Annotated in this window: 22 protein-coding genes; 14 read left to right on the top strand and 8 right to left on the bottom strand. The window is 71.8% G+C overall.

Annotated features, from left to right (window positions below; translation table 11 throughout):
- Positions 1–10 precede the first annotated feature (10 nt).
- Positions 11–2,281, bottom strand: coding sequence for a thiamine pyrophosphate-dependent enzyme (locus M1L60_RS29660; RefSeq protein WP_253240830.1), 2,271 nt, complete (start codon positions 2,279–2,281; stop codon positions 11–13).
- Between the two features lie 54 nt (positions 2,282–2,335).
- On the opposite strand from M1L60_RS29660, the gene M1L60_RS29655 reads away from it, so the two are divergent.
- The 6 genes from M1L60_RS29655 to M1L60_RS29630 all read left to right on the top strand — a co-directional run bounded on the left by M1L60_RS29655 (position 2,336) and on the right by M1L60_RS29630 (position 11,635).
- Entirely contained in the window at positions 2,336–2,740 is a 405-nt protein-coding gene (locus M1L60_RS29655) for a YjbQ family protein (RefSeq protein ID WP_253240829.1), read from the top strand.
- A 157-nt stretch (positions 2,741–2,897) separates the two neighbouring features.
- Positions 2,898–5,636, top strand: coding sequence for a pyruvate dehydrogenase (acetyl-transferring), homodimeric type (gene aceE / locus M1L60_RS29650; RefSeq protein WP_308208554.1), 2,739 nt, complete (start codon positions 2,898–2,900; stop codon positions 5,634–5,636).
- A gap of 92 nt (positions 5,637–5,728) precedes the next feature.
- Positions 5,729–7,843, top strand: coding sequence for a methyl-accepting chemotaxis protein (locus M1L60_RS29645; RefSeq protein WP_253240828.1), 2,115 nt, complete (start codon positions 5,729–5,731; stop codon positions 7,841–7,843).
- A 148-nt stretch (positions 7,844–7,991) separates the two neighbouring features.
- Positions 7,992–9,233 (top strand): MFS transporter, encoded by a 1,242-nt coding sequence (locus tag M1L60_RS29640; protein WP_253240827.1) that lies wholly within the window; start codon positions 7,992–7,994, stop codon positions 9,231–9,233.
- 13 nt (positions 9,234–9,246) lie between these two features.
- Positions 9,247–10,659, top strand: coding sequence for a glutamate--tRNA ligase (gltX, locus tag M1L60_RS29635; RefSeq protein WP_253240826.1), 1,413 nt, complete (start codon positions 9,247–9,249; stop codon positions 10,657–10,659).
- A 322-nt stretch (positions 10,660–10,981) separates the two neighbouring features.
- Positions 10,982–11,635 carry a hypothetical protein gene (locus M1L60_RS29630; protein WP_253240825.1) on the top strand — a complete coding sequence of 218 codons (654 nt, stop codon included), beginning with the start codon at positions 10,982–10,984 and terminating at the stop codon, positions 11,633–11,635.
- Between the two features lie 22 nt (positions 11,636–11,657).
- Here the strand turns inward: M1L60_RS29630 and M1L60_RS29625 are convergent, their stop codons facing one another.
- The 4 genes from M1L60_RS29625 to M1L60_RS29610 all read right to left on the bottom strand — a co-directional run bounded on the left by M1L60_RS29625 (position 11,658) and on the right by M1L60_RS29610 (position 13,785).
- Positions 11,658–12,419: a hypothetical protein gene (locus tag M1L60_RS29625; protein WP_253240824.1), complete on the bottom strand. Its 762-nt coding sequence runs from the start codon at positions 12,417–12,419 to the stop codon at positions 11,658–11,660.
- A complete protein-coding gene (locus tag M1L60_RS29620; protein ID WP_253240823.1) occupies positions 12,416–12,895 on the bottom strand; it encodes a SigE family RNA polymerase sigma factor in 480 nt (159 codons plus the stop codon). The genes M1L60_RS29625 and M1L60_RS29620 overlap by 4 nt, the downstream gene beginning before the upstream one ends.
- Before the next feature lie 46 nt (positions 12,896–12,941).
- A complete protein-coding gene (locus M1L60_RS29615; RefSeq protein ID WP_253240822.1) occupies positions 12,942–13,481 on the bottom strand; it encodes a TetR/AcrR family transcriptional regulator in 540 nt (179 codons plus the stop codon).
- 79 nt (positions 13,482–13,560) lie between these two features.
- The gene (locus tag M1L60_RS29610; protein WP_253240821.1) at positions 13,561–13,785 is read right to left on the bottom strand and encodes a hypothetical protein; all 225 of its coding nucleotides are present in this window, start codon (positions 13,783–13,785) and stop codon (positions 13,561–13,563) included.
- A 218-nt stretch (positions 13,786–14,003) separates the two neighbouring features.
- Between M1L60_RS29610 and M1L60_RS29605 the strand changes: the two genes are divergently transcribed.
- From M1L60_RS29605 to fabF, 5 genes are all read left to right on the top strand, one after another.
- Positions 14,004–15,200 (top strand): PucR family transcriptional regulator, encoded by a 1,197-nt coding sequence (locus tag M1L60_RS29605; protein WP_253240820.1) that lies wholly within the window; start codon positions 14,004–14,006, stop codon positions 15,198–15,200.
- 143 nt (positions 15,201–15,343) lie between these two features.
- The gene (locus tag M1L60_RS29600; protein ID WP_253240819.1) at positions 15,344–16,288 is read left to right on the top strand and encodes an ACP S-malonyltransferase; all 945 of its coding nucleotides are present in this window, start codon (positions 15,344–15,346) and stop codon (positions 16,286–16,288) included.
- A complete protein-coding gene (locus tag M1L60_RS29595; protein WP_253240818.1) occupies positions 16,285–17,235 on the top strand; it encodes a beta-ketoacyl-ACP synthase III in 951 nt (316 codons plus the stop codon). The genes M1L60_RS29600 and M1L60_RS29595 overlap by 4 nt, the downstream gene beginning before the upstream one ends.
- Positions 17,236–17,284: 49 nt before the next feature.
- Positions 17,285–17,527 carry an acyl carrier protein gene (locus M1L60_RS29590; RefSeq protein WP_253240817.1) on the top strand — a complete coding sequence of 81 codons (243 nt, stop codon included), beginning with the start codon at positions 17,285–17,287 and terminating at the stop codon, positions 17,525–17,527.
- Position 17,528: 1 nt separating this feature from the next.
- Complete coding sequence (fabF, locus tag M1L60_RS29585) at positions 17,529–18,755, top strand: beta-ketoacyl-ACP synthase II (RefSeq protein ID WP_253240816.1); 1,227 nt, start codon at positions 17,529–17,531, stop codon at positions 18,753–18,755.
- Positions 18,756–18,803: 48 nt separating this feature from the next.
- On the opposite strand, the gene M1L60_RS29580 is transcribed toward fabF, so the two are convergent.
- Both M1L60_RS29580 and M1L60_RS29575 read right to left on the bottom strand, forming a co-directional pair.
- Positions 18,804–20,555 carry a glycoside hydrolase family 3 protein gene (locus tag M1L60_RS29580; RefSeq protein ID WP_438862163.1) on the bottom strand — a complete coding sequence of 584 codons (1,752 nt, stop codon included), beginning with the start codon at positions 20,553–20,555 and terminating at the stop codon, positions 18,804–18,806.
- Positions 20,556–20,670: 115 nt separating this feature from the next.
- On the bottom strand, positions 20,671–21,162 hold the full coding sequence (locus M1L60_RS29575; RefSeq protein ID WP_221376373.1) for a DUF3145 domain-containing protein: 492 nt from the start codon (positions 21,160–21,162) through the stop codon (positions 20,671–20,673).
- Positions 21,163–21,396: 234 nt separating this feature from the next.
- Here M1L60_RS29575 and M1L60_RS29570 point away from each other — a divergent pair, with 234 nt between their 5' ends.
- Complete coding sequence (locus M1L60_RS29570; protein WP_253240815.1) at positions 21,397–21,723, top strand: hypothetical protein; 327 nt, start codon at positions 21,397–21,399, stop codon at positions 21,721–21,723.
- 109 nt (positions 21,724–21,832) lie between these two features.
- Here M1L60_RS29570 and M1L60_RS29565 read toward each other — a convergent pair whose 3' ends face one another.
- A complete protein-coding gene (locus M1L60_RS29565; protein WP_253240814.1) occupies positions 21,833–22,453 on the bottom strand; it encodes a carbonic anhydrase in 621 nt (206 codons plus the stop codon).
- A gap of 184 nt (positions 22,454–22,637) precedes the next feature.
- Here M1L60_RS29565 and M1L60_RS29560 point away from each other — a divergent pair, with 184 nt between their 5' ends.
- Positions 22,638–23,579, top strand: coding sequence for an alpha/beta fold hydrolase (locus tag M1L60_RS29560; RefSeq protein ID WP_256517353.1), 942 nt, complete (start codon positions 22,638–22,640; stop codon positions 23,577–23,579).
- Between the two features lie 133 nt (positions 23,580–23,712).
- Complete coding sequence (locus M1L60_RS29555) at positions 23,713–25,836, top strand: HelD family protein (RefSeq protein ID WP_253240813.1); 2,124 nt, start codon at positions 23,713–23,715, stop codon at positions 25,834–25,836.
- Positions 25,837–25,861 lie beyond the last annotated feature (25 nt).

The following is a 25,861-nucleotide window of genomic DNA, read 5'->3' as shown; positions in this document are numbered from 1 at the left end:
GTGAGGCAATTTACCGGGCCAGCAGCGCGCGGGCACCCTGTGTGATCGCATCCTCCCCCACCAGCACATGCTGCGCGGCCGGACCCAGCGGAATCAGCGAATCAGCCGAGGCGATCCGCCTGGCCGCGCCGACAAAACCGCCGTCCACCAGGGCCGCCAGCACGCCCTCGCCGACACCGCCGGAGCGGCGGGTCTCGTCGACGATGAGCACGCGACCGGTGGCGCCGGCCTCGCGGACGAGGTCGTTGACGGGCAGCGGATTCAACCAGCGGAGGTCCACCACTCGGGATCCGTAGCCCTGCTCGGCCAGCTTGGCCGCGACCCGCAGCGACATGCGCAGCCCGTTGCCGTACGTAATGATGGTCAGATCGGTGGCGGTGCCGACCGGGTAGGTGCGGGCACGGCCGATCGGCACGTGCTCGGTGGCCCAGGCGCCGGGGCCGGCGTAGGGGGCCAGCCACTCGTTGTCGCCCTGCTGGTGCAGGTCGCGGGTGTGGTAGAGCGCGATCGGCTCGAGGAACACGCAGACCGTGCCGTCGGCCGCGGCCGAGGCCAGGCACGAGCGCAGCATGGGCGCGGCGTCGCTGGGCCGGCTGGGCACGGCCAGCACCAGGCCGGGGATGTCGCGCAGCACGGCCACCGAGTTGTCATTGTGGAAGTGCCCGCCGAAGGATTGCTGGTAGGCGAGCCCGGCCACCCGCACGACCATCGGGTTGCGGTAGGCCCCGGACGAGAAGAACGACATGGTGGCGGCCTCGCCGCGCAGCTGGTCCTCGGCGTTGTGCAGGTAGGCCAGGTACTGAATTTCCGGTACGGGGAGTTGCCCGTCGAGCCCCGCCCCGAGGGCCAGCCCGAGGATCGTCGTCTCGTCGAGCAGCGTGTCGAACACCCGCTCGGCGCCGAACCGCTCCTGCAGGTGCTTCGTGACCCCGTACACGCCGCCCTTGCGCCCCACGTCCTCGCCGAAGACCTGGACGCCGGGGTGGTAGGCCAGGGCGTCGGTGAGCGTGGCGTTGATGGTCTGGGCCAGCGTGAGCGGCCCGGACTGCTCGGGCAGTTTTCCGCCGAAGGCACGGGAGCGGGCGGCCGCGCCGGGGCCGAGGGCCCGCGAGGCGACCTCGGTGATCTCGTGGGCGGCCCGCAGCGGCCGGCGCGGGGCGAGCGGGGCGACGATCTCGGCCACGTTGGCCAGCTTGGGCTCGCCCAGCACCTCTTCGGCCACCTTGCGCACCTGCCAGCCGACCTCGTCGTAGCGGGTGATGACCTCGTCGGGGCCGAGCAGACCGGCCTCGACCAGCAGGCGGGCGGTGCCGACGAGGGGGTCGCGGGCCAGATCGGCGTTGATCTCGTCGGTGGTGCGGTAGGCGACCTCGGCGTCGGCCCCGGCGTGGCCCATCAGGCGTACGGCCGACAGGTGCAGCACGGCGGGCCGGCGTTCCCGGCGCACGAAGCCGGCCGCCTCGCTCGCCGCGTCGTAGGTGGCGGCCAGGTCACACCCGTCGGCCGCCGTGTAGCGCAGCCCGGGCCGCGACCCGAGCATGGCCGCCAGCCAGCCGCCGGGCGTGGGCACACTGATCCCCAGCCCGTTGTCCTCGCAGATCAGCAGCAGGGGCAGCCGTACGCCGGAGTGCTCGAACCACCCGGCCGAGTTCAGCGCGGCCGTGGCCGCAGCGTGGTTGGCCGAGGCGTCGCCGAAGGACGCCACCGCGATGGCGTCGCGCACCCACCGGCTGTCGGCGCGCGGCCGGGACAGCGCGTGGGCCAGCCCGACCGCCCGGGGCAGGTGCGAGGCCACGGTCGAGGTGGTCGGGATGATGTTGAGGTCGGCGCTGCCGAAGACCTTGTGGCGGCCGCCGGCGATGGGCTCGCGGGCCGAGGCGACGACGCCGCGCAGCACGTCGCGGGCGGCGTCGGGCAGGCTCTTGGCCCGGGCGCAGAAGAACGCGGCCGACCGGTAGTGCAAAAGGGCCGGGTCGGTGGGCAGCAGGGCGGCGGCGACCGCGGCGTTGCCCTCGTGGCCGGACGAGCCGATGGTGTAGAAGCCCTCGTTGAAGCTGCGCAACCAGCGCGCGGCCAGGTCGAGGTGGCGGCTGGCGAGCTGGGCGTCGAACAGTTCGAGGGCGCGGGCGCCGGTGAGCGCCGAGCCGTCGCGGACAGGGTCACCCGGGGCACGTCGATCACCTGGCGGGGTGAGCGCCGACACAGCGTCGCGGAAACGCTCGTCGAGGTTCTGCGGGGTGGTCACCGGACCAGCATTACCGACCGGGGCGAGCCCCGCCATGGGAGAAATGCTCCCACCCACCGGGAGCTGCGACGGGGCTGGCAGACTCGGGTCATGCGTACCGAGTTGATCACGGTTCGGACCGGGTCGCGTCCCGCGGTCCGGGACATCACCCGTGAGGCCGAGCGGTTCGTCGAGTCCGAAGGGGACGGGCTGCTGCACGTGTTCGTGCCGCACGCCACCGCCGGTCTGGCGATCATCGAGACCGGCGCCGGCTCCGACGACGACCTGCTGACCGCGATCGACCAGCTCCTGCCGGCCGAGGACCGCTGGCGGCACCGCCACGGCTCGAAGGGGCACGGGCGCGACCACGTGCTGCCGGCCTGGATCCCGCCGTACGCGTCGCTGCCCGTGATCGGCGGCCGGATCGCCCTCGGCACCTGGCAGTCGATCTGCCTGGTGGACACCAACGGGGACAACCAGGAACGCCAAGTAAGGTTCAGCTTCCTGCCTGGTTAGTGACCGAATAGTTACTCATCGGTAGTCAATGTGTCTCTCATCGCCGCGTGCAAGGTAGGCGTGACGATGCGCACGGCGAAGGGGCAGGATGGAGTTACACCCGCGCGACTCACACAATGGGCCGCTCGGTTCCGACACCCGACCAAGAGGAATGCCTGTGGCCACGGAGCGCAAGCGCCCGGTGATCAGCGACGGCCTGCCGAGCCAGCTTCCGGACATCGACCCCGACGAAACCAATGAGTGGGTCGAGTCGCTCGACGGAGTCATCGACGAACGCGGCGCCAAGAGAGCCCGTTACGTTATGTTGCGCCTGCTCGAGCGGGCCCGGGAGCGACAGGTCGGCGTTCCGCCCCTGACCTCCACGGATTACATCAACACGATCCCGCCCGAGCAGGAACCCTGGTTCCCGGGCGACGAGTTCGTGGAGCGCCGGATCCGGGCGTACATCCGCTGGAACGCCGCGATGCTGGTGCACCGCGCCCAGCGCCCCGAGATCGGTGTCGGTGGTCACATCTCGACGTACGCGTCGAGCGCCAGCCTCTACGAGGTCGGCATGAACCACTTCTTCCGCGGCAAGGACCACCCCGGCGGCGGCGACCACATCTTCTACCAGGGCCACGCCTCCCCCGGCATGTACGCCCGGGCGTACATGGAAGGCCGCCTCAGCGAGAACGACCTGGACGGCTTCCGGCAGGAGCTGTCGCACCAGGGTGGCGGCCTGCCGTCCTACCCGCACCCGCGGCTCATGCCCAACTTCTGGGAGTTCCCGACGGTCAGCATGGGCCTCGGCCCGCTGAACGCGATCTACCAGGCGCGCTACAACCGCTACCTGCACAACCGCGGCATCAAGGACACCAGCCAGCAGCATGTCTGGGCGTTCCTGGGCGACGGCGAGATGGACGAGGTCGAGTCGCTCGGCGCGATCGGCCTGGCCGCCCGCGAGGAGCTCGACAACCTCACCTTCGTGATCAACTGCAACCTGCAGCGGCTCGACGGCCCGGTCCGCGGCAACGGCAAGGTCATCCAGGAGCTGGAGTCGTTCTTCCGCGGCGCCGGCTGGAACGTCATCAAGGTCGTCTGGGGCCGGGAGTGGGACCCGCTGCTCGCCGCGGACACCGACGGCGCGCTGGTCAACCTCATGAACGTCACGCCCGACGGCGACTACCAGACCTTCAAGGGCGAGTCCGGGGCCTACGTACGCGAGAACTTCTTCGGCCGCGACCCGCGCACCCGCAAGCTGGTCGAGGGCATGACCGACGACGAGGTCTGGAACCTCAAGCGCGGCGGCCACGACTACAAGAAGCTGTACGCGGCGTACAAGGCGGCCACCGAGCACACCGGCCAGCCGACCGTGATCCTGGCCAAGACGATCAAGGGCTGGACGCTGGGCTCGCACTTCGAGGCCCGCAACGCCACGCACCAGATGAAGAAGCTGACGCTGGACGACCTCAAGGGCTTCCGCGACCGCCTCTACCTCGACATCAGCGACAAGCAGCTCGAGGACAACCCGTACCTCCCGCCGTACTTCCACCCCGGTGAGAAGTCCGACGAGATGCAGTACATGCTCGAGCGCCGGCGCGAGCTGGGCGGCTCGATCCCGTCGCGGCGCACCAAGGCCAAGGTGCTGCAGATCCCCGACTCGAAGGCGTTCGGCGACGTCAAGCGGGGCAGCGGCAAGCAGAAGATCGCCACCACGATGGCGTTCGTCCGCCTGCTCAAAGACCTCATGAAGGACAAGGAGTTCGGCGCCCGCTGGGTCCCGATCATCCCCGACGAGGCCCGCACGTTCGGCATGGACTCGCTCTTCCCGACCAAGAAGATCTACTCGCCGCACGGCCAGACCTACACGTCGGTCGACCGCGAGCTCTTCCTGTCGTACAAGGAGGCGACCAACGGCCAGATCCTGCACGAGGGGATCAACGAGGCCGGGTCGACCGCGAGCTTCATCGCCGCCGGCACCTCGTACGCCACGCACGACGAGCCGATGATCCCGCTCTACATCTTCTATTCGATGTTCGGGTTCCAGCGCACGGCCGACGAGCTGTGGGCCGCGGCCGACCAGATGACCCGCGGCTTCCTGCTGGGGGCCACCGCCGGGCGCACCACGCTCAACGGTGAGGGCCTGCAGCACGAGGACGGCCACTCGCTGCTGATCGCGGCCACGAATCCGGCTGTGGTGGCCTACGACCCGGCGTTCGCGTTCGAGATCGCGCACATCGTCGAGAACGGCCTGCACCGCATGTACGGCGAGAAGCAGGAGAACATCTTCTACTACCTCACCGTCTACAACGAGCCGGCCGTGCAGCCCGCCGAGCCGGCCGACCTCGACGTCGAGGGCCTGCTCAAGGGCCTCTACCGGTACTCGCCGGCGCCCGAGACCACCGGCCCGAAGGCGCAGATCCTGGCCTCCGGCACCGGCCTGGCCTGGGCCCTCAAGGCGCAGACGCTGCTCGCCCAGGACTGGGGGGTCGGCGCCGACGTCTGGTCGGCCACCTCGTGGACCGAGCTGCGCCGCGACGCGGTCGAGGCCGAGGAGCACAACCTGCTGCATGTCGGCGACGAGCCCCGCAAGCCGTACATCCAGCAGAAGCTCGAGGGCACCGAGGGCCCGGTCATCGCGGTCAGCGACTTCATGCGGGCCGTGCCCGACCTGATCTCGCGCTGGGTGCCGAACGACTACACCTCGCTGGGCACCGACGGCTTCGGCATGAGCGACACCCGGCACGCCCTGCGCCGGCACTTCAACGTCGACGCCGAGTCGGTCGTCGTGGCCACGCTGCGCCAGCTCGCGCTGAGCGGCAAGGTGCCGTCGCACGTGCCGGCCGAGGCGGCCAAGAAGTACGCGATCGACGACGTCAACGCGGCACCGGTCGGGGAGACCGGCGGCGACAGCTGAGATATCCGCCGGATCCGCCCGAAAGGGCGGATCCGGCTCAGCCCCGGGGCGACCCCGCCGATAGGGCCTAGGTGGGACAGAGCCGCCGCGGCATGCAGATCAGTCACAAGCTCCTGGCCCTGGGCCTGGGTGGGGTGATCGCCACCGCGGCCGTCCTGGTCGTCGCGGGGGCCTGGGAGAGCAGCAACTTCGCCGACAACACCGAGCAGAAGGTCGTCGCCCAGAACGCCCAGTCGCTCGACCGTCTGACCACCAACGTGACCACGCTGGTCCAGTCGGTGGGCAACGTGGTGCAGGACAGCGTCGACGTCAGCCTGAACGCCGCCACCGGCCTGCTCGGTCAGCGCGGCGGCGCCCGGTTGAGCGACCGGAGCGCGACCTGGACCGCGACCAACCAGGTGAGCCAGGCCAGGACCACGGTGACGTTGCCCCGGATGACGGTCGGCGGGACCTGGCTCGGCCAGAACACCGACCCCAAGCGGGCGACCCCCTACGTCGACGACGCCCAGGCCGTGGCCGGCGGCGCGATCACCGTGTTCCAGCGGATGAACGCCGCGGGTGACCTGCTGCGGGTGGGCACGACCGTCCGGGCCGCCACCGGCAAGCGGGCGATCGGCACGTACATCCCGGCCGTCGGTCCCGACGGCAAGCCGAACGCCGTCGCCACCGCGATCAAGGCGGGCAAGACCTACCGCGGCGTGGCGCTGGTCGTCGGCACTCCCTACATCACCACGTACGCCCCGATCAAGGACGCCTCGGGCCGCGTGATCGGTTCGCTGTTCGCCGGCGTGCCGCAGGCCGAAGCGCTCACCGACCTGACCGAGGCGGTGGCCGCGGGCGAGGTCGGCGCGAACGGATGGCTGGCCGTGCTGAGCACCGCGCCCACGGACGCCGGCCGGATCGTCGCCACCAACATCGAGGGCGGCGCGGCCGGGGTGGACCTCGACGCCACCGACGCCGACGGGAAGAAGTACGTCGAGGAGATCGTGACCAAGGCGCCGGCACTGGCCGCGGGCGAGGTCTGGCGTACGTCGTACCAGCTGCCCGGCTCGGCCGGGGCGCCCGCCGGCCCGACCACCACGTCGGTCACCTACTACGCGCCGTACCAGTGGGCGATCGCGATCGGCGGTTACGACGCCGACGCCGCCGGCCCGATCACGGCCGTGCGCGACGGCCGCCGGGACATGTTGGTGATCTTCGGCCTGGTCGCCGCGCTGCTGGCCCTGATCGGCGGAGGCGTGGCGGTGGTCTTCGCCCGGCGGATCTCGCGCCGTCTCGGCCTGCTGACGAACGGGTTGTCCCGCCTGGCCCACCGCGATCTCACGGTGTCCGTACCGGTGGACGGCAAGGACGAGATCGCCGTGGCCGGCACCGAGCTCAACACGGCGGTGGCCGAGCTGCGGACGGTGATGGTCGAAGTGACCTCGGCCTCGCACGGGGTGGCCGCGACCGCTCAGCAGGTGGCCGCGACCGGAGGCGAGCTGGCCGGCTCGGCCGAGACCGCGGCCTCGCAGGCGGGCACGGTCAACGTGGCCGCCGAGGGCGTCTCGCACGTGGTGCAGACGGTGGCCGCGGGGGCCGAGCAGATGGGCGCCTCGATCTCGGAGATCTCGAGCAACGCGCAGGACGCGGCCCAGGCCGGCCGGGACGGCGTGGGGCTGACCGCGGCCGCGGCCGACGTGATCGGCGAGCTGCGGATCTCGACCACGAAGATCGCCGACGTGGTGCGGCTGATCGCCAGCATCGCCGAGCAGACCAACCTGCTGGCCCTGAACGCCACCATCGAGGCGGCCCGGGCCGGCGAGACCGGCAAGGGCTTCGCCGTGGTCGCGACCGAGGTCAAGGAGCTGGCCCAGGAGACGGCCCGGGCCACCGAGGACGTGACCGAGCGGGTGGCCGCGATCGAGAGCGACACCAACCGGGCGGTCACCGCTATCGAGGCCATCACGGCCCGGATCGCGCAGGTCAACGACTATCAGACGGCGATCGCGGCGGCCGTCGAGGAGCAGGCCGCGACGACGGCCGAGATGGCCCGCAACATCTCCGAGGTGGCCTCGGGCAGCCGGGACATCGCCAGCGGCATCGACGCCGTCAGCGGAGCGGTCGACGGCACCCGGCGCTCGGTGTCGGTCTCGCACCGGGCGGCCGACGAGCTGAACGCGACCGCGCGCCGGCTGACCGGACTCGTCGATCGATTCACGGTCTGAACCAATTCCGTCACGGTCCGCACACATCGAGCCACATAGGGTCTGGACCCGGGCTCACAGGCTTTCGTAAGCTTCGCGACAGGGGGCCTTCCCGAGAGGTCAGAGTTCCTCTAATCTCCGAGGAAATTTCGCCTTTCGAGGAGGCCGGATGGCCGTCGCTCATGGAGTTCCGGTCCTCGCCACCCCGGTCGAACCCGTTCGGCGGTCGTGGATAGGACTGCTCTTCGCGGCCAATCTCGGGCTCTGGATGGCCTACTTCACGCCCATCCAGATCCTGCTGCCGCTGCAGGTCGCCGACATCACCCCGGAGCACAAAGAGCTCTGGCTCGGCATCGTGACCGGCATCGGCGCCATCGTCGCCATCGTGGTCAACCCGCTGGCCGGCATGCTGTCCGACCGCACCCGGCTCAAGTTGCGGGGCCGGCCGTACGGCCGCCGGCACGTCTGGACCCTGGCCGGGTGCGCGGTCTCGGTGCTCTCGATCGCCGTGCTCGCCGAGGCCCCCAACCTGCTGGTCGTGACGCTGGCCTGGTGCTTCGTCACGGTCGGCATCAACACGATGCTGGCCTCGCTGACCGCGGCCGTGCCGGACAGGGTGCCCGTGGCCCAGCGCGGCCTGGTCTCGGGCTGGATCGGCATGCCCCAGGCACTCGGCCTGGTCATCGGGGCCATCCTGGTCACGGCCGTGTTCACCGACATCGGCACCGGCTACATCGCGCTCGGCCTGGGCCTGGTCATCCTGACCACGCCGTTCGCGCTGCTGACCCAGGACGACCCGCTGCCGCCCGGCCACCCGGTCAAGATCCGCTGGAAGATCGACCTGCGCGGCAAGCCCGACTACCTGTGGGCCTGGGGCACCCGGTTCCTGGTTCAGCTGGGCAACGCCCTCGGCACGCTCTACCTGCTCTACTTCCTGTCCGACGCGGTCAAGCTGGACGACCCGGACACCGGCCTGCTCTACATGATCCTGCTCTACACCGTGGGCATGATCGGCACGGCCATGCTGGGCGGCTGGCTGTCCGACCGCCTCGGCCGCCGCAAGATCTTCGTGGTCTGGTCGGGCGTGCTGATCACGATCGCGGCCACGCTGCTGGCGATCTGGCCCACCTGGCCCGTCTCGCTGGTGGCGGCGCTGCTGTTCGGGGCCGGCTACGGGGTCTACCTGGCCGTCGACACCGCGCTGATCACCCAGGTGCTGCCGTCCGAGGGCGACCGCGCCCGCGACCTCGGCGTCGTCAACATCGCCAGCGCCGCCCCGCAGGCGCTGGGCCCCCTGCTGGCCGCCCCCATCGTGACCCACCTGGGCGGCTACCCGGCCCTGTTCGGCCTCACCGGCGTCGTCACCCTGGCCGGTGCGGTGGCGGTGATGAAAATCCGTTCAGTGGCCTAGGTAGTCTTATCGGGTGACTGTTCGAGTACGCTTCGCCCCCTCGCCGACCGGCATGTTCCATGTCGGCGGCGCCCGTTCCGCGCTGCAGAACTGGCTCTACGCCCAGCAGCACGACGGCGTCTTCGTCCTGCGCATCGAGGACACCGACGCCGCCCGTAACCGTCCCGAATGGACCGAGGGCATTCTCTCGGCGCTCGACTGGATCGGTATCGAACGAGGATCGTACGAGGGTCCGTACTACCAGTCGTCCTACGCGCAGGACCACACCGCCGCCGCCACCCGCCTCTACGGCGAGGGCAAGGCGTACTACTGCGACTGCAAGCGTGAGGACGTCATCGCCCGCACCGGCAACCAGCACACCGGCTACGACGGCTTCTGCCGCGACCGGGCGCTCGGCCCGGGCGAGGGCCGCGCGCTGCGCTTCCAGACGCCCGACGAGGGCGAGACAGTGGTGGAGGACCTCGTCCGCGGCAAGCCCACGTTCGAGAACAAGCTGATCGAGGACTTCGTCATCGCCCGCAGCGACGGCTCACCGCTGTTCCTGCTGGCCAACGTCGTCGACGACATGACCATGGGGATCACCCACGTCATCCGGGCCGAGGAGCACCTGCCCAACACGCCCAAGCAGCAGCTGCTGTGGGAGGCGCTGGGCCACACCCCGCCGGTCTGGGCCCACGTGCCGGTCATCGTCAACGAGAAGCGGCAGAAGCTGTCCAAGCGCCGCGACAAGGTGGCTCTGGAGAGCTACCGCGACGAGGGCTACCTGGCCGCCGCCATGAAGAACTACCTGATGCTGCTCGGCTGGGCCCCCAGCGGCGACCGCGAGATCGTGCCGTGGGAGGTCATCGAGGACGAGTTCCGCCTCGAGGAGGTCAACCACGCGTCGGCGTTCTTCGACATCAAGAAGCTGCGCGCGTTCAACGGCGACTACATCCGCGCGCTCTCGGTCGAGGAGTTCATCCAGCTCTGCACGCCGTGGCTGAGCGGCACCGACACGATCGCGGCCCCGCCGTGGCCGTCGCCGGCCTTCGACGCCGACGTGTTCACCGCGGTGGCGCCGCTGGCCCAGACCCGGATCGCCGTGCTGTCGGAGATCGTGGAGTACGTCGACTTCCTCTTCCTCGACGAGCTCACGTACGACGAGGCGTCGTGGGCCAAGGCCATGAAAGAGGGCGCGGCCGACATCCTGGACGCCACGGTGACCGCGTACGAGGCGCTCGAGGAGTGGGCGGCCGAGCCGCTCAAGGGCGCGCTCGAGGCGGTCGGCCTGGCCCGCGAGCTCAAACTGGGCAAGACCCAGGCGCCCGTACGCGTCGCGGTCACCGGCCGTTCGGTCGGTCTGCCCCTGTTCGAGTCGATCGAGGTGCTCGGCCGGGAGCGCACGCTGACCCGACTCCGAGCGGCCCGGGCCCGTCTCGCCGCCTGATAAATACCCCTTTATCGCATAGGGGGCCTGGTCGGCTATTCGCCCGCCGCCGTAACGGTGGTGAAATCCGCTGAGCGGGTGACCGGGCCCCCGGCACGTTGCACGGAGTGGGTACTATTCGGCCGCTGATCAACGGCCGTCGTCGTGTCGAACGTCATCCACCAGATGGCACCAATTCGTCCGGCCCGAGATGCGCCCGGGCTTCCGCTCGGGAAGGCTGAAGGCCTCGGTCGCTCCACGGCATCCGCCGCGGGGGCGGCGAACGGTGCGCGAAGCCATGTCCACCACGGGGCGGGGAGGCCGGACGATGGTTCGAGGGGCTATGAAGCGGTTCGTGTCAGCGGCCGGGGTGCTGGTGACGACCGCGGCGCTCGCGATCGGGCTGGCGCCCGGCGCCGCCCTGGCCGAGGAGGCCGCACCGAAGCCCCCGCCCAAGCCGACCAACATCCAGATCGCCGGCAAGGACATCGACAAGACGATCGTCATCACGGTGCTCGAGAGCAAGCGGCTGTTCGGCAGCCTGCTCAGCGAGGTCAACTGGATGGCCTCGGCCCCGCCGCAGACCGCCGCGCTCAAGGCCGACAAGCTCGGGCCGAAATACACGGTGACCGTGCTGGCCAACAAGACGGCCCTGCAGAGCTACGAGCTGTTCCCGATGGCCGCGGGTGGCCCCCGGGCCCACCGCCCGGCCAAGCAGCCCGGTAACAAGAAGACCACCGACGGCTGGTTCTACGGCCGCCTGACGATGTCCGAGACGCTGCGGGTCAGCGGCGTGCCGCTCAAGGCCAAGCCCGACGTCGTCGGCGGCATCGGCGGCGGTGTCGGTGAGGACCTCGACGCGGCCGCGCAGGAATCGGCCGACGCGGCCCAGGTGTTCGGCGAGATGCGCCGGCTCTACCTGCTCAACGGCGGCGTCCTCATGGTCATCCTGGTCGGCCTGGCCGGCATCGCGTTCCTGATCCGCCGCCGGGTGTGACGCAGCAGCGACGCCGCCGGGTCTAACGCACCGGGGTCGCGAACGCCGGGCAGCCGTCGTCGCAGTTCTCGGCCTTCCCGAACGCGGCCAGCACCCGGTCGTCGGTCGCCACCTGCTCGACCTGGGCGCCGGTCAGCCCGGGCTTGCCGCGCTGCGTCCCGGCGTCCGTCTCGCCCGCGGCCATCACGGCCAGCACCCGGTTGCCGTCGATCCGCCGGGCCAGCGTCTGCCGCACCTGGCGGTCGGGGTCGCTCACGTCGTCGTAGCGCACGAATTCCAGGTCGCCCGCGTGGTCGGCCCGCGCGCAGGCGTCGGGCTCGGCCGCCACCGGGAAACACCATTTCTTGCGTACGTCGAACACCGCGACCTGGACCGTGCCGCGAGCCCGCCCCTGGTCGTCGGCGATGCCGTACTCGCGCCAGCCGTCCCCGCGGCGCTGCGAGGCGGGTACGACGGTCAGCTGCCGGCCTTCGATCAGCGGCTCGACCACCTCGAGGACCCTGTCGGTGACCGTGGGGGCGGGCGCCGGCGGAGGCGAGGGCGCGGTCGTCACGACGGCCGTGCTGGTGGTCATGGTGGCCGGCGGCGGGTCCAACAGGGTCGCGGTCAGCAGGTAGCCGAGCGCGACGATCAGCCCCGCCGTCCCGGCCCCGGCCAGCAGCACGGCCTGGGTCCGCCGCCGGCGTAGCTTGGCGGCCCGCCGGAAGACCGCGTCGACCTCGTCGCCGAGTTCCGGCTCCCCCTCGAGCACATGCTCGAGCAGCCGATTGAGCGGCCCGCTCATCCGGCCATCGCTGCCTCGGACTCGCCGAGCAGCTTCTCCAGGGCGGCCAGCCCGGCCCGCTCGTACGCGATCACCTGGTCCTCTTCGAGGTCGAGCATCGCGCCGGTGGCGTCGGCGTCGAAGCCGTCCCAGTGGCGCAGCACCAGCACGGCCCGGCAGCGCGGGGTGAGCTTGTGCAGGGCGTCCAGCAGCAGGATCGACTCGGCCTCGACCCCGGCCGCGCCGGGCGAGGCGACGAAGACGTGCTCGCGGCGGCGGTTGCGGCGGCGGCAGGCTTCCATCAGGTCGGCGTACGCGTAGACGTCCGGATCGGCCACCACGCCCCGCCGGCTGTCCGCCACCAGGCGGGCCAGGGTCGCGCGGGTCAGCTCGGCCGCCATCCGCCAGTCGCCGCACATGAGGAAGGACGAGCGGCGCAGCCGGGGCAGGCGGCTGGTCACGAACTCGCGCAGGGCCGTGTCGTTGTCGCCGGACATAGGCCCTTTATAAGGGCCGAACCGGCCTATCCGGTGCGGAACGGCGTTACGCCACCCGGACGGCGGTCTCGACGAGGCGGACGAGATCGGTCAGGTCGGCCTCGAACTCGCCGGGCTGCTCGGCGGCCGGCAGACCACCGGTGACCTCCCCGGTCGCGTAGCCCAGCAGGAAGGCCAGGATCATGCGGGCCAGCCGCGGCACCTGCTCACCGGGGACGCCCGCGTCGTGCAGCACCCCGCGCAGCGCGGCCGTGAGCCACGAGGCCGAAGCGCCGGCCGACCGGTTCAGCAGCAGCGGGAACGCACCCGGGTGGCGAGCGGCCAGAGCCCGGACGGCCCGGCCCAGCGCCCGCAGGCGGTGCCGCCAGTCCGGTTCGCCGTCGTCCCCGACGTCGTCGCCGAGTTCGAGATTGAGCAGGTCGACCAGGCCGTCGAGGAGCGCGTCCTTGCCTCCGACGTACGGGTAGAGGGCCATCGAGGTGAGCCCGACGCGCTCGGCCACCGCCCGCATCGACATGGCGGCCAGCCCGCGCTCGTCGACGAGAGCCAGCGCCTGGTCGAGGATCAGCCGTCTCTTGTCGTCCACCGGTTCACCGTTCCGGCTCGGCGGCCCGGCCGCCGCGACGCGCCCACGGGGAGCCGCGGGGCTCACCCGACGGAGGGACTCAGCACCAGCGGCCCGGCGGCCGTCCCCGGCCGGCCGCACGGCGGCGCGGGCGGACGGCACCGTGCAGGTGACCGCCGGCCCAGCCGTGCAGTTCGGTGCGGCAGCCGACCCGGCTCGGTCCCGGATCCTCCGGAACCACTGGCTCGTCCACTGCCGGCACGGCGATCGCCGGAACCGGCACCGTCTCGGCTGCCCGCTCGGGATCCATCTCCCGTTCCGTCATCTCGCCTCCCCTCGAAGCTGTCGCGGTGTTTCATCGGCAACCGACGGCTCGCCATTACCCCCAACGAGTTCTCGTAAGGGGGCGAGGGCCGCCAGTGCTAGGACGACACCCTGCCAGGTCACCGACCGAAATCGCGGCAGGGGCGCACCGCTACTCCGGACTAAAAGGCCAAATCGGTACGAAACTCACCCGACCTCCGCGCGTGGCAGGCTAAGGACGTGTCCGAGACCGTGCCGGCCAAAGGTGCCGCGAAGCCGCCCCCGGCCGCCACCCTGCGCCGGATCGAACGGCACGCCGGCGCGCTGGCCACCTCGTCGGTCGCCCGCATGGACGAGACCTTGCCCTGGTTCCGCGCCCTGCCGGCCGACCAGCGCTCCTGGGTCATGCTGGTGGCCCAGGCCGGCGTCCGGTCGCTGGTCGAGTGGCTGCGCTCGGGCGGCGTGGTCGCCGAGACCACGCAGGAGATCTCGGACGAGGTCTTCGCGGCCGCGCCCCGCGCGCTGGCCCGCTCGCTCACGCTGACCCAGACCGTGCAGCTGATCAAGGTGACCATCGACGTCGCCGAGACCGAGGTGGCCGCCCTGGCCGCCCCGGGCGAGGAGGAGCCGCTGCTCCAGGCCATCCTCAAGTTCTCGCGCGAGATCGCCTTCTCGGCGGCCCGGGTCTACGCGCGCGCGGCCGAGTCCCGCGGCGCCTGGGACGCCCGCCTGCAGGCCCTGCTGGTCGACGCGCTGCTGCGCGGCGACTCGTCCGACGTGCTGGCCAGCCGGGCCGCGGCCCTGGGCTGGTCCGACGCGGCGCCGGTGGCCGTGGTGGTGGGCCGCTCGCCCGGTGGCGACATCAGCGCCGTGCTGCACGCGGTCTACCGGGCCGCCCGTCGTGCCCGCATCGAGGTGATCGGCGGCGTGCACGGCGACCGGCTGGTGGTGGTCATGGGCGGCGCGACCGACCCCGTGGCCACGGCCGAGGCGCTGGCCGACAGCTTCGGCGAGGGCCCGATCGTGGTCGGCCCGGCCGTGCCCTCGCTCGACCAGGCGACCGAGTCGGCCCGCGCCGCCCTGGCCGGGTTCCGGGCCGCGCCGGCCTGGCCCGGCGCACCCAACCCGGTGGCCGCCGACGACCTGCTGCCCGAAAGAGCCCTGGCCGGCGACATGGAGGCCCGGCGGACCCTGCGCCACGACGCGTACGGGGCGCTGGCCCGAGCCGGCAGCGGCCTGCTCGAGACGTTGGACGCCTTCTTCGCCTCGGGCGGCGTGCTCGAGAGCGCGGCCCGCGAGCTCTACGTGCACCCGAACACGATCCGCTATCGGCTCAAGCGGGTGACCGAGGTGACCGGCCTGTCGCCCCTCGACGGCCGCGGCGCGTTCGCCCTGCGGATCGCCCTGACCGTGGGCCGGCTCGATCCTGCGACCTAACTCACTGAACCCACGCGACCCATTGAATCGGACTATATGGGGCGATTCACGGGCGCGTTTGTAGGGTTTCCACAACGGCTGTCGTAGGGTTTGGTGGCCGCCGTCAACCCCGCAATCGCGACCGATCCGGAAGAGTCAGCTACGTGCTCGCCGTACTCTCCCCCGGCCAGGGTTCCCAGAAGCCCGGCTTCCTGACCCCCTGGCTCGAACTGCCCGGCGCCGAGACCAAGCTGCGCTGGTGGTCGGCCCTCGCCGGGGTCGACCTGATCCACCTCGGCACCGAGGCCGGGGCCGACGAGATCAAGGACACCGCCCGCACCCAGCCCCTGCTGGTCGCCGCGTCGCTGCTGGCCGCGAGCGAGCTCCCGGTCGAGCGGGTCGACGTGGTCGCCGGGCACAGCGTGGGCGAGCTCGGCGCCACCGCCATCGCCGGCGTGCTGCCCGCCGAGGCCGCGATCGCGCTGGCCGGGCTGCGGGGCCGCGAGATGGCCGCCGCCTGCGCCCTCGAACCCACCGGCATGAGCGCGGTGCTCGGCGGCGACCCCGACGAGGTGCTGGCCGCGATCGAGAAGCACGGCCTGCACCCGGCCAACCTGAACGCCACCGGCCAGGTCGTCGCGGCCGGCTCGCTCGACGGGCTGGCCGCCCTGGGCGAGGAGCCGCCGGCCAAGGCCCGCGTGCGGGCCCTCGAAGTGGCCGGAGCGTTCCACACCCCGTACATGGCGCCCGCCGAGGCCGCGCTGGCCCTGATCGCGGGCGGCGTCACGGTCACCGACCCGGTCCGCACCCTGCTCTCCGACCTCGACGGCACCGCCGTCACCAGCGGCCGCGAGATGGTCGAGCGCCTGGTCCGCCAGGTCACCGCACCCGTCCGCTGGGACCAGGTGATGCGCACGCTGGCCGATCGCGGCGTCACCGGCGTGCTCGAACTCCCGCCCGCCGGCACCCTGGCCGGCCTGGTCAAGCGCGAGCTCAAGGGCGATGGGGCCCCCGAGATCGTCACCCTCAACACGCCGGACGACCTGCCCGCCGCCCGAGACCTGATCGCCCGGCACGGTGGACACCTGATCGAAGGAGCAACACCATGACCGCGGGCACCCGCATTCTCGCGATGGGGCATTACCAGCCCTCGCGCATCGTCACCAACGACGACCTCGCGGCGACGATCGACACCAACGACGAGTGGATCAAGAGCCGGGTCGGCATCGCCGAGCGGCGTGTCGCCGACGGCGAGTCCGTCGCCGACATGGCCACCTTCGCGGCCGAGAAGGCGCTGGCCGCGTCGGGTCTGACCGCCGCCGACATCGACCTGGTCACGGTGGCCACCTGCTCCGCGGTCGACCGCTGCCCCAACGTGGCCACCCGGGTCGCGGCCCGCCTCGGCATCAACGCCCCGGCCGCGTACGACCTCAACACCGCGTGCTCCGGCTTCTCGTACGCCCTGGGCACTGCCGACCACGCCATCCGGGCCGGCGCGTCGCGCAACGCCCTGGTCATCGGGGCCGAGAAGCTGTCCGACGTCACCGACTGGACCAACCGGACGACCGCCGTGCTGTTCGGCGACGGCGCCGGCGCGGCGATCGTCAGCAGCGCGGCCGAGGGCGAGCCGGACGGCATCGGCCCGGTGCTGTGGGGCTCGGCCCCCGAGAAGGGCGACGCGCTGCGCATCGAGGGCTGGCAGCCCTACATCGAGCAGGACGGCCAGACGGTCTTCCGCTGGGCCACCACCGCGCTCGCCCCGTTCGCGCTCGAGACCTGCCGGAAGGCCGGCATCGACCCGTCCGAGCTGGCCGCGTTCGTGCCCCACCAGGCCAACACCCGCATCATCGACGGCATCGTCAAGCGGCTCGGCCTCGGCCCCGAGGTCATCGTGGCCAAGGACCTCGTGCACTCCGGCAACACCTCCGCGGCCAGTGTGCCGCTGGCCCTGTCCAAGCTGATCGAGAGCGGCGGGGTGGCCTCGGGCGCCCCGATCCTGCTCTTCGGCTTCGGCGGCGGCCTCACCTACGCCGGTCAGGTCATCCGCTGTCCATGAGCGACCGACCGTCCGCAGCAGTCCCCACCATCGAAAGGAACCACCAGTCATGGCTACTCGCGCAGAAATCCTTGCCGGCCTCGCCGAGATCCTCGAAGAGGTCGCCGGCGTGAACCCGGACGACGTCTCCGAGGAGAAGTCCTTCACCGACGACCTGGACGTCGACTCGCTGTCCATGGTCGAGGTCGTGGTGGCGGCCGAGGAGAAGTTCGGCGTCAAGATCCCCGACAACGAGGTCCAGAACCTGAAGACCGTCGGTGACGCCGTCTCCTACATCGAGGCGAACCACTGACATGAGCAACGTCGACGTCGTCGTCACCGGGCTCGGCGCGACCACCCCGTTGGGCGGGGACGTCGCGTCCACCTGGGACGCCATGCTCGCGGGCCGCTCCGGGGTGGGTCACCTCACCCAGGAGTGGGCTCAGCAGCTCACCGTACGCATCGGGGCCCAGCTCAAGGTCGACCCGTCCGAGGTCATCGAGCGGGTGCGGATGCGCCGGCTCGACCGCTCGGAGGCGATCGCGCTGATCGCGGCCAAGCAGGCCTGGGCCGACTCCGGGCTGGCCGAGGCCGATCTCGACAAGGAGCGCCTCGCCGTCAGCTTCGGCAGCGGAATAGGGGGTGCGACCACCCTGCTCGACCAGGACGACCTCCTCGAGGCGTCGGGGCAGCGCAAGGTCAGCCCGCACACGGTGCCGATGCTCATGCCCAACGGCCCGGCTGCCTGGGTCGGCATCGAGCTGCAGGCCCGGGCCGGCGTGCACGCCATGGCCAGCGCCTGCGCGACCGGGGCCGAGGCCATGTCGCTGGGCCTGGACATCATCCGTTCCGGCCGGGCCGACGTGGTCGTGGCCGGGGGCACCGAGGCGGTCATGCACCCGCTGCCGTACGCCGGTTTCGCCAACATGCGGGCCATGTCGACCCGCAACGACGAGCCCGAGAAGGCCTCCCGCCCGTGGGACAAGGGCCGTGACGGCTTCGTCTTCGGCGAGGGCGCGGGCGCGATCGTGCTCGAGCGGGCCGACCACGCGAAGGCGCGCGGCGCGCGCGTCTACGCGCGGCTGGCCGGGGCCGGCATCACCTCGGACGGCTTCGACATCGTTCAGCCCGACCCGGAGTGCAAGGGCGGCATCCGCGCGATGACCAAGGCGATCCGCGACGCCGGGCTCACCGGGGCCGACATCGCCCACGTCAACGCGCACGCCACCTCGACCCCGGCCGGCGACATGGGCGAGATCATCGGCATCAAGGCCGCGATCGGCACCCACCCGGTGATCACCTCGACCAAGTCGATGTCCGGCCACCTGCTGGGCGCGGCCGGCGCGCTCGAGTCGATCGCCACGATCCTGGCCATCCGGGACAGCGTGGTTCCCCCCACGATCAACCTGGACGACCCCGACGACAAGCTCGACCTGGACGTGGCCGCGCACAAGGCCCGCCAGCTCCACATCCCCGCCGCGATGAACAACTCGTTCGGCTTCGGCGGTCACAACGTGGCGCTGGTCTTCACCCGCGTCTGACAGTTCCGCGGAACGAGGCCCGGCCCCTTCGGCCGGGCCTCTTCTGTCTCAGCAGGCGGTGCGGGGCAGGCCGGGGACGGCGACCGGGGACTTGCCGGGGGCCTTGGCCTTGCCGGCCAGGACGGCGGCCAGGGCGGTCAGCGAGAGCTTGCTCGACGAGTACGTGGCCACCAGCACCGGTGATTTGGCCGGGGCCAGCAGGTACGGGGTGTCCATCATGACCGTCACCCGGGCGGCCGGGTCGAGGTCGGTTGCCTTGTCGCCGTACCCGACGAGGTGGACCTTTGTGCCGCCGGCCGCCTGCACTTCGACCCCCTGGGCCTGGAGAGCGCGGACCAGGTTGACCCGGGCCACCTCGCGGCCGCCGGACGAGGTGACCGTGACCGGGCCGGTCACCAGCGCGCCGGAGCAGGGCCCCTTGAGCAGGGTGATCGAGGCGGCGTCGAGGGCGCCGACCGCCTTCTCGTGGTCGGGCGACGCGACGACCGTCAGCGGCGGGAGCGCCTTGGCCGCGGTGCGGAACTTCAGGGTCAGGATGCGGGTGACCGCCTCGACCAGGCGTTCCTTCTTCAGCTGACCGCTCTTGAGGCCGGCCAGGATGCCGTCGCGGGCGGCGCCGATGTTCGGCGGCATGAGCAGCATGTCGTTGCCGGCGTTGAGCGCGCGCACCGCGGACTCGCCCGGCGCCCACTTCATCGCGGGCGGCATGTTCATCGCGTCGGTCACCGCGACGCCGGTGAACTTGAGCCGGCCCCGCAGCAGGTCAGTCATGATCTTTTTCGAGAACGTGGCCGGCACGCCCTTGTCGAGGGCCTGCATGTCCAGGTGGCCGGACATCACGATGCCCGCACCGGCGCCCACGCCGGACTGGAACGGGGGCAGGTCCTGGGCCGTCCAGGCGGCCTTGCTCTGCGACACGACCGGCAGGCCCTCGTGGCTGTCGCCGCTGGTGTGGCCGTGACCCGGGAAGTGCTTGAGCCCGGCCGTCACCCCGGCCCCCTGCAGCCCGCTCACGGCCGCCGCGACCTGCTGGGCGTTGGCCCTGGGGTCGGAGCCGAACGCGCGTGACCCGATCACCTTGTTGGCCGGCGGGCCCAGCGTGTCGGCCACCGGGGCGAAGTCGACGGTGATGCCCATGGCGGCCAGTTCGGCGCCGGCTGCCTTCCACGCGCCCTCGGTGAGCTTCGGCCGGCCCGCGGCGCCGGCCCCCATCGCCGACGGCAGCATGGTCACGCCCTCGGTGACCCGCGTGACGACGCCGTACTCCTGATCGGTGCCGATCATCAGCGGGGCCCCGCCGGGCAGCTGTCGCGCGGCCGCCTGCAGCCCGTCGGTCAGCGCCCGGACCTGCTTCGGGTTCTCGACGTTGGTGGTCGGGTTGGTCGCGCCGGTCGGGTCCTTGGCCGTGAAGGCGACCAGGATGAGGCCGCCCAGGTGGTACTTGGCGATCATCTCGGCCGGCGTGTTCACCCCGGCCAGGCCCTGGTTGCCGGCCGCCGAGCCCTTGTCGACCGAGGTGGCGGAACTGCCGTAGGCGTACGGCATGAGCACCTGACCGGCCAGGTCGGTGTCGCTCATCGCGGCCACGGCGGCCGCGGCCCGCTCGGCCGGGCTGCCCGCGGAGGTCGAGGCCGCGGTCGAGGGCACGATCGTGGGCGGCGCCGCGACCGGGGTGCTCGCGGTGGGTTCCGGTTCGTCGTCCGAGCCGCACGCCGCCGCGGTCAGCAGCAGCGATACGACCAGGGCCGCCCGGATTACCGCCGACTTCCTCACACCCGCCCGTTTCATCACGCCCGTCATCGAATCAGCACCTGGTTGCTCCGGCACCTCGGGGGCCTGATTTACCCCCGTCGAGCGGTCGCGGCGTGGCGGACCGGCAACGCGGCCCGGGGAGTGGATCATGAAGAGCGGAAGGTCAGCCCACCCGGGTCAGCAGCGTCACCGGGGCGCCGTCGCCGGCGTACCGGTAGGGCTCGAGTTCGGAGTCCCAGGCCGTGCCCAGCGCCTTGTCGAGGGCATGGGAAAGGGCCTCCGGCGCTCGCGCGGAGGCCATGATGGCGCGCAGCCGGTCCTCGCCGATCTGGATGTCGCCCGACGCGCCCATGATCCCGTGAAAGAGGCCGCGCCCGGGGACGTGCATGAAACGCTCGCCGTCCACACCCGGACTCGGTTCCTCGGTCACCTCGAAACGGATCATGGGCCACTGCCGGAGGGCAGCAGCCAGCTCGGCGCCAGTACCGGCCCGACCGGTCCAGCTGCACTCGGCGCGCCGCATGCCGGGATCGACCGGCTGCGGCGTCCAGTGCAGGGTGACCGGCGCGGTCAGTACGCGCGCGATCGCCCACTCGACGTGCTGGCACACGGCGAGTGGGGTCGAGTGGACGTATACGACGCCACACGTTGGCACGGTGACCTCCCGGAGACCGAGGTGCGTCTTCCCCTACGACCTCGACCGCGGTTGATCGTGTCCCATGATGCCGGTTGGTACGGATGGTGCGCCAGAGAATCGGCAACATCGACATCGGATCGGCCGTAGTGGCACACCCTGCACAACGCTTCAACCTGCTCGGACGGCACGGTCCCGCGGGCATCGTGTAGAGTTACCAAAGCCTTTTTTCTGCTTTTCTCAAGGAGTCCCGCCGTGGCGAGCAACACCTCGAAGACCGCCCGCGCATCAGTCCGCGCCGGCCAGGGATCTGGCGGCGCGCTCAGCGTGCTCGGTGAGTACAAATACCTCATCCCGCTCGCCAGCGGCCGTTTCGCCTACGTGCGGAACCTGACCAACGGCAAGACCGCGCACCTCAAGACCGACTCCGACGCCTTCGTCGAGGAGATCCGCGTCCTGGCCGCCGCCGGCCACGGTGCGAAGATCCGCGCCGAGCTGGGCGCCCTCGACGAGGCGCACCCGCAGGACGGCTGGGGCGCCACCGAGAAGCGTCTCGCTGACGCCGGCGTCTTCGAGGGCTGAGTTCCGCGAACGCGACAGGCGCCCCCGGTCATCGACCGAGGGCGCCTTTTCGCATGCTGAAGATCAGCGCACGGAGATCATCCGGGCATGATCACGACTTAACGGACGATCAGGGCAGCAGGTCGACCAGGCCCGTGTCGAGGTCGTAGACCGCGCCGACCATGGCCACCCGGCCCGACCCGACCGCGTCGGCCACCACGTCGACCGCGTTCAGCCGGCGCACCGTGCGGCCCACGTGGGCCCGCATCGCCTTCTCGGGGGCCTCGGGGTCCTCGACCCCCACCCCCCGCACGGCCGGGGCGATCTCGTCGACCAGGTAGCCGATCTCGCCGGCCGGGATCTCACCCGCCCGCAGCGCAGCGACGGTCGACGCGACGGCGCCGCAGCGCTTGTGGCCCAGCACCATGATCAGCGGGACGCCCAGCTCGGCCACCGCGAAGCCGACCGACCCCAGCACGGCCCGGTCGAGCACGTGCGCGCCCGAGCGCACCACGCAGATCGACCCGAAGGTCTGGTCGAAGATCGCCTCGAGCGGCACCCGCGAGTCGATGCAGCCGAGCACGACGGCGTGCGGCTGCTGACGGCCCGAGGCTGCGGCCGCGGCCGAGACCTGGTGTCCGTGCTCGGGGCGGCCGCTCACGAAGCGCTTGTTGCCCGCCAGCAGCTCAGCCAGGGCCTCGTGGGCGTTCGTGATCGGAACTGAGGGTCCTGCCGACGGGTCGGTGGTCATACGAGTGATTCTCACCCACATCGGGCGCATGAACAGGGAGTGCGAGGCAACTCACGTTCCGCTCGGGACTTTCGGCCCTACCGGGCCTCGTGCGCCGAATCTGCCGATGGCTTTTCGGGAGATCGCGAGTGATGATTATTACCCGTGGGTACGGAACGGGGTTGTGCGAACTTCGGAGGTGCCCATGGCGGAGCTGACCCTTCCCGACGGCGTCCGCCTGCACGTCGAGGCGCACGGCCCGGCGGACGCTCCTGTCACCGTGGTGCTGCTGCACGGGTGGTGCCAGGACAGGCGGACGTGGCAGCACCAGGTCGCCGCCCTGCACGTGCTCGGCGCCCGCCGCCCCCGCGTGATCACCTATGACGCCCGCGGCCACGGCCGTTCCGGTGCGACCAACCTGTCCGGCGCCACCCTGTCCCGCCTGGGCGACGACCTGGCCGAGGTGCTGCGCCGCCACGCCCCCACCGGCCCGGTCGTCCTCGGCGGCCACTCCCTGGGCGGCATGACGATCATGGAGTTCGCCCACTCCCACCCCGAGGTCTTCGCCGACCGGGTGGCCGGGCTGTTCCTGGTCTCGACCACGGCCGAGGGCCACACCCACACCCAGTACGGCCTGCCGTCGCGCCTGGCCGCCCTGATGCGCGCGGGCGAGACCGTCGGCGCCGGCCTGCTGGCCCGGTCCGGCCCGTGGTGCCCGCACCGCGCCCTGCTGCCCGCCCTGCGCCCGGCCGTCCGCTGGCTGCTGTTCGGCGACGAGTGCGACAACGAGGCGCTCGAGCTGGCCATGCGCTCGTTCGGCCGGGCGTCGCTGCGCTCGATCGGCGGCTTCCGCCCCTCGGTGGGGGCCCAGCAGCGCCTCGAGACGCTGGCCGCCCTGGCCGACGTGCCGGCCGCGGTGCTGGTCGGCGAGCGCGACCGCCTCACTCCGCCGCCCTGCGCCCGCTCGATCGCCGAGGCCCTGCCCTTCGCCGACCTGAGCGTGCTGCCCGGCGCCGGCCACATGCTGCCGCTGGAGCGGCCGCACGAGGTCTCGGCCGCCCTGACGGCCGTCGTCGACCGGGCCACCCCGGCCCGCCGCCGCAAGGCCAAACGGGGCGCGGTCACCCAGCTCGAAAAGGCGGCCTAGCGGAACTCGCGGGCCGAACCGCGGGCCGGGTGAGACGCGGGTGCCTCCGTGGGAGTAAGTTCGAGTGCTCCCTTTTTTGCGAGCACGCTGTCCGAACGCGTGCACCGGGGGCCGGAAAGTGAGATCTACCGTCTTGAGCGACGCCACCGTTCTTCAGCAGGAGATCGCGGTCGAGCAGCAGCACGTCGACCTGGTCTACGCGCGTCTGGCCGAACTGCGCAGCAACGCCTCCCGCGCCGAGAAAGAGGGCTACCAACTGGCCGGGGTCGGCACCTTCGGCGCGCTGGTCGAGCGGGACGCGATGGTCTACCACGCCGCCCGGCGCCGGCACGCCCTCGACACCGAGCACGAGGGCCTGGTCTTCGGCCGCCTCGACCTGAACACGGGCGCGACCCACTACGTCGGCCGCATGGGCATCCGTGACGACAGCTCGCAGCCGCTGGTCGTCGACTGGCGCGCCCCGGCCGCGGCCGCCTTCTACCGGGCCACGCCGGCCGAGCCGCTGGGGGTCGTGCGCCGCCGGATGATCCAGTCCAGCCGCGAGCGGGTCACCGGCATCGAGGACGACCTGCTCGACCCCGAAGCGGCGCCGGCCGACATGCGGGTCGTCGGCGACGGCGCGCTGCTGGCCAGCCTGTCCAAGGCGACCGGGCGCGGCATGCGCGACATCGTGGCCACCATCCAGCGCGAGCAGGACGACGCGATCCGCTCACAGGCCTCCGGCGTGACGATCGTGACCGGCGGCCCCGGCACGGGCAAGACCGCCGTCGCCCTGCACCGCGCGGCCTACCTGCTCTATTCCGACCGCAACCGGTTCGCCGGCGGCGGCATCCTGGTGGTCGGCCCGTCGGGCGTGTTCGTCGACTACATCGCGACCGTGCTGCCGTCGCTGGGCGAGGACACGGCGACCCTGCGCTCGCTGGGCTCGCTGGTGCCCGGCTACGACGCCACCCGGGTCGACCCGAGCGAGGTGGCCGCGATCAAGGGCTCGCTGCGCATGCGGCGGGTGCTCGAGCGGGCCTCGCACGACGCCGTCCCGGACGGCCCGACCGAGCTGCGGCTGCTCTACCGGGGCACGTTGCTGCGGCTCGACGCGAAAGACCTCGACCGCATCCGGCGCTCGGCGCTGCCCCGCGGCGCCCGGCGCAACGAGGTCCGTGGGGCCGGCTTCGACCGGGTCTTCGACGCTTTGTGGGCGCAGGCCCGCCAGCAGAAGGTGACCGGCCTGCCCGAGAAGCGGGAGTTCGAGGCCGAGCTGGCCGACCGTCCCGACTTCCGCGAGTTCCTCAAGGCGTGGTGGCCGCGCTTCACCCCGATGCGCGTGCTGCGCTGGCTGACCGTGCCCGAGCGCCTGCGGTCGTACGCCCATGGTCTGCTCTCCCGCGACGAGATCGGGCACCTGCAGGGCTCGTTCGACCGGCTCGACGCCGAGGGCCCGACGATCGCCGACGTGGCGCTGCTCGACGAGCTGGACGAGCTGATGGGCCGGCCGCGCAAGCCCCAGCGCAAGACCAAGAACCCGTTCCACGTGCGCGACGGCATCCAGGAGCTGAGCACGGCCAACGAGCGGCAGGCGGCGGCCCGGGCCCAGCAGGTGCAGCGCGACGAGGACTACCGGGAGTACGCGCACGTCGTGGTCGACGAGTCGCAGGACGTCTCGCCGATGCAGTGGCGCATGATCGGCCGCCGCGGCTCGTACGCCTCGTGGACCATCGTCGGCGACCCGGCTCAGACGGCCTGGGCGGGCGACCCGGAGGAGCTCGACCGTTCCCGTGACAAGGCGCTGGGCTCGCGCAAGCGCAACAGCTACGCGCTGACCACGAACTACCGCAACTCGTCGGAGATCTTCGCGGTGGCCGCCTCGGTGATCCGGGTGATCATGCCCGACCTGCCGCTGCCGACCGCCGTCCGCAGCACCGGGGTCGACCCGGTCGACCTGGCCACCGACCCGGACCGGCTGCCCGACCTGGTCCGCGAGATCGCCGAGAAGCAGCTGGCCGACGTGGACGGGACGATCGGCGTGATCACCCCGGTGCCGCGCCGCGACGAGATGGCGGCCTGGGTGGCCGGCCTGCCGGAACGGGTCCAGGTGGTCACGGCGCTCGAGGCCAAGGGCATGGAGTACGACGCGGTGGTGCTGGTCGAGCCGGGCGCCCTCACGAAGGACCCGGCCGGCATCCGCACGCTCTACGTCGCGCTGTCGCGGGCCACCCAGCGCCTGACCACGGTCGGCACCGACCCGCACTGGCACCCCTGAGGCCCCTGGCCGGCGCTCGGGCCGG

The sequence above is a fragment of the Paractinoplanes aksuensis genome (assembly GCF_024137025.1).
Lineage (GTDB): Bacteria > Actinomycetota > Actinomycetes > Mycobacteriales > Micromonosporaceae > Actinoplanes > Actinoplanes aksuensis.
This window is presented reverse-complemented; position numbering and strand designations above follow the sequence as displayed.

What these genes read in the sequence shown, in the direction of transcription:
- M1L60_RS29580 (WP_438862163.1), bottom strand. Translation starts at nt 20,555, where the DNA reads ATGACGGGCGTGATGAAACGGGCGGGTGTGAGGAAGTCGGCGGTAATC.
- M1L60_RS29625 (WP_253240824.1), bottom strand. Translation starts at nt 12,419, where the DNA reads ATGAGCGGGCCGCTCAATCGGCTGCTCGAGCATGTGCTCGAGGGGGAG.
- M1L60_RS29610 (WP_253240821.1), bottom strand. Translation starts at nt 13,785, where the DNA reads ATGACGGAACGGGAGATGGATCCCGAGCGGGCAGCCGAGACGGTGCCG.
- M1L60_RS29620 (WP_253240823.1), bottom strand. Translation starts at nt 12,895, where the DNA reads ATGTCCGGCGACAACGACACGGCCCTGCGCGAGTTCGTGACCAGCCGC.
- M1L60_RS29565 (WP_253240814.1), bottom strand. Translation starts at nt 22,453, where the DNA reads ATGACCACCGACCCGTCGGCAGGACCCTCAGTTCCGATCACGAACGCC.
- M1L60_RS29630 (WP_253240825.1), top strand. Translation starts at nt 10,982, where the DNA reads ATGAAGCGGTTCGTGTCAGCGGCCGGGGTGCTGGTGACGACCGCGGCG.
- M1L60_RS29560 (WP_256517353.1), top strand. Translation starts at nt 22,638, where the DNA reads ATGGCGGAGCTGACCCTTCCCGACGGCGTCCGCCTGCACGTCGAGGCG.
- M1L60_RS29660 (WP_253240830.1), bottom strand. Translation starts at nt 2,281, where the DNA reads ATGGCGGGGCTCGCCCCGGTCGGTAATGCTGGTCCGGTGACCACCCCG.
- M1L60_RS29655 (WP_253240829.1), top strand. Translation starts at nt 2,336, where the DNA reads ATGCGTACCGAGTTGATCACGGTTCGGACCGGGTCGCGTCCCGCGGTC.
- M1L60_RS29590 (WP_253240817.1), top strand. Translation starts at nt 17,285, where the DNA reads ATGGCTACTCGCGCAGAAATCCTTGCCGGCCTCGCCGAGATCCTCGAA.
- M1L60_RS29640 (WP_253240827.1), top strand. Translation starts at nt 7,992, where the DNA reads ATGGCCGTCGCTCATGGAGTTCCGGTCCTCGCCACCCCGGTCGAACCC.
- M1L60_RS29595 (WP_253240818.1), top strand. Translation starts at nt 16,285, where the DNA reads ATGACCGCGGGCACCCGCATTCTCGCGATGGGGCATTACCAGCCCTCG.
- fabF (WP_253240816.1), top strand. Translation starts at nt 17,529, where the DNA reads ATGAGCAACGTCGACGTCGTCGTCACCGGGCTCGGCGCGACCACCCCG.
- M1L60_RS29645 (WP_253240828.1), top strand. Translation starts at nt 5,729, where the DNA reads ATGCAGATCAGTCACAAGCTCCTGGCCCTGGGCCTGGGTGGGGTGATC.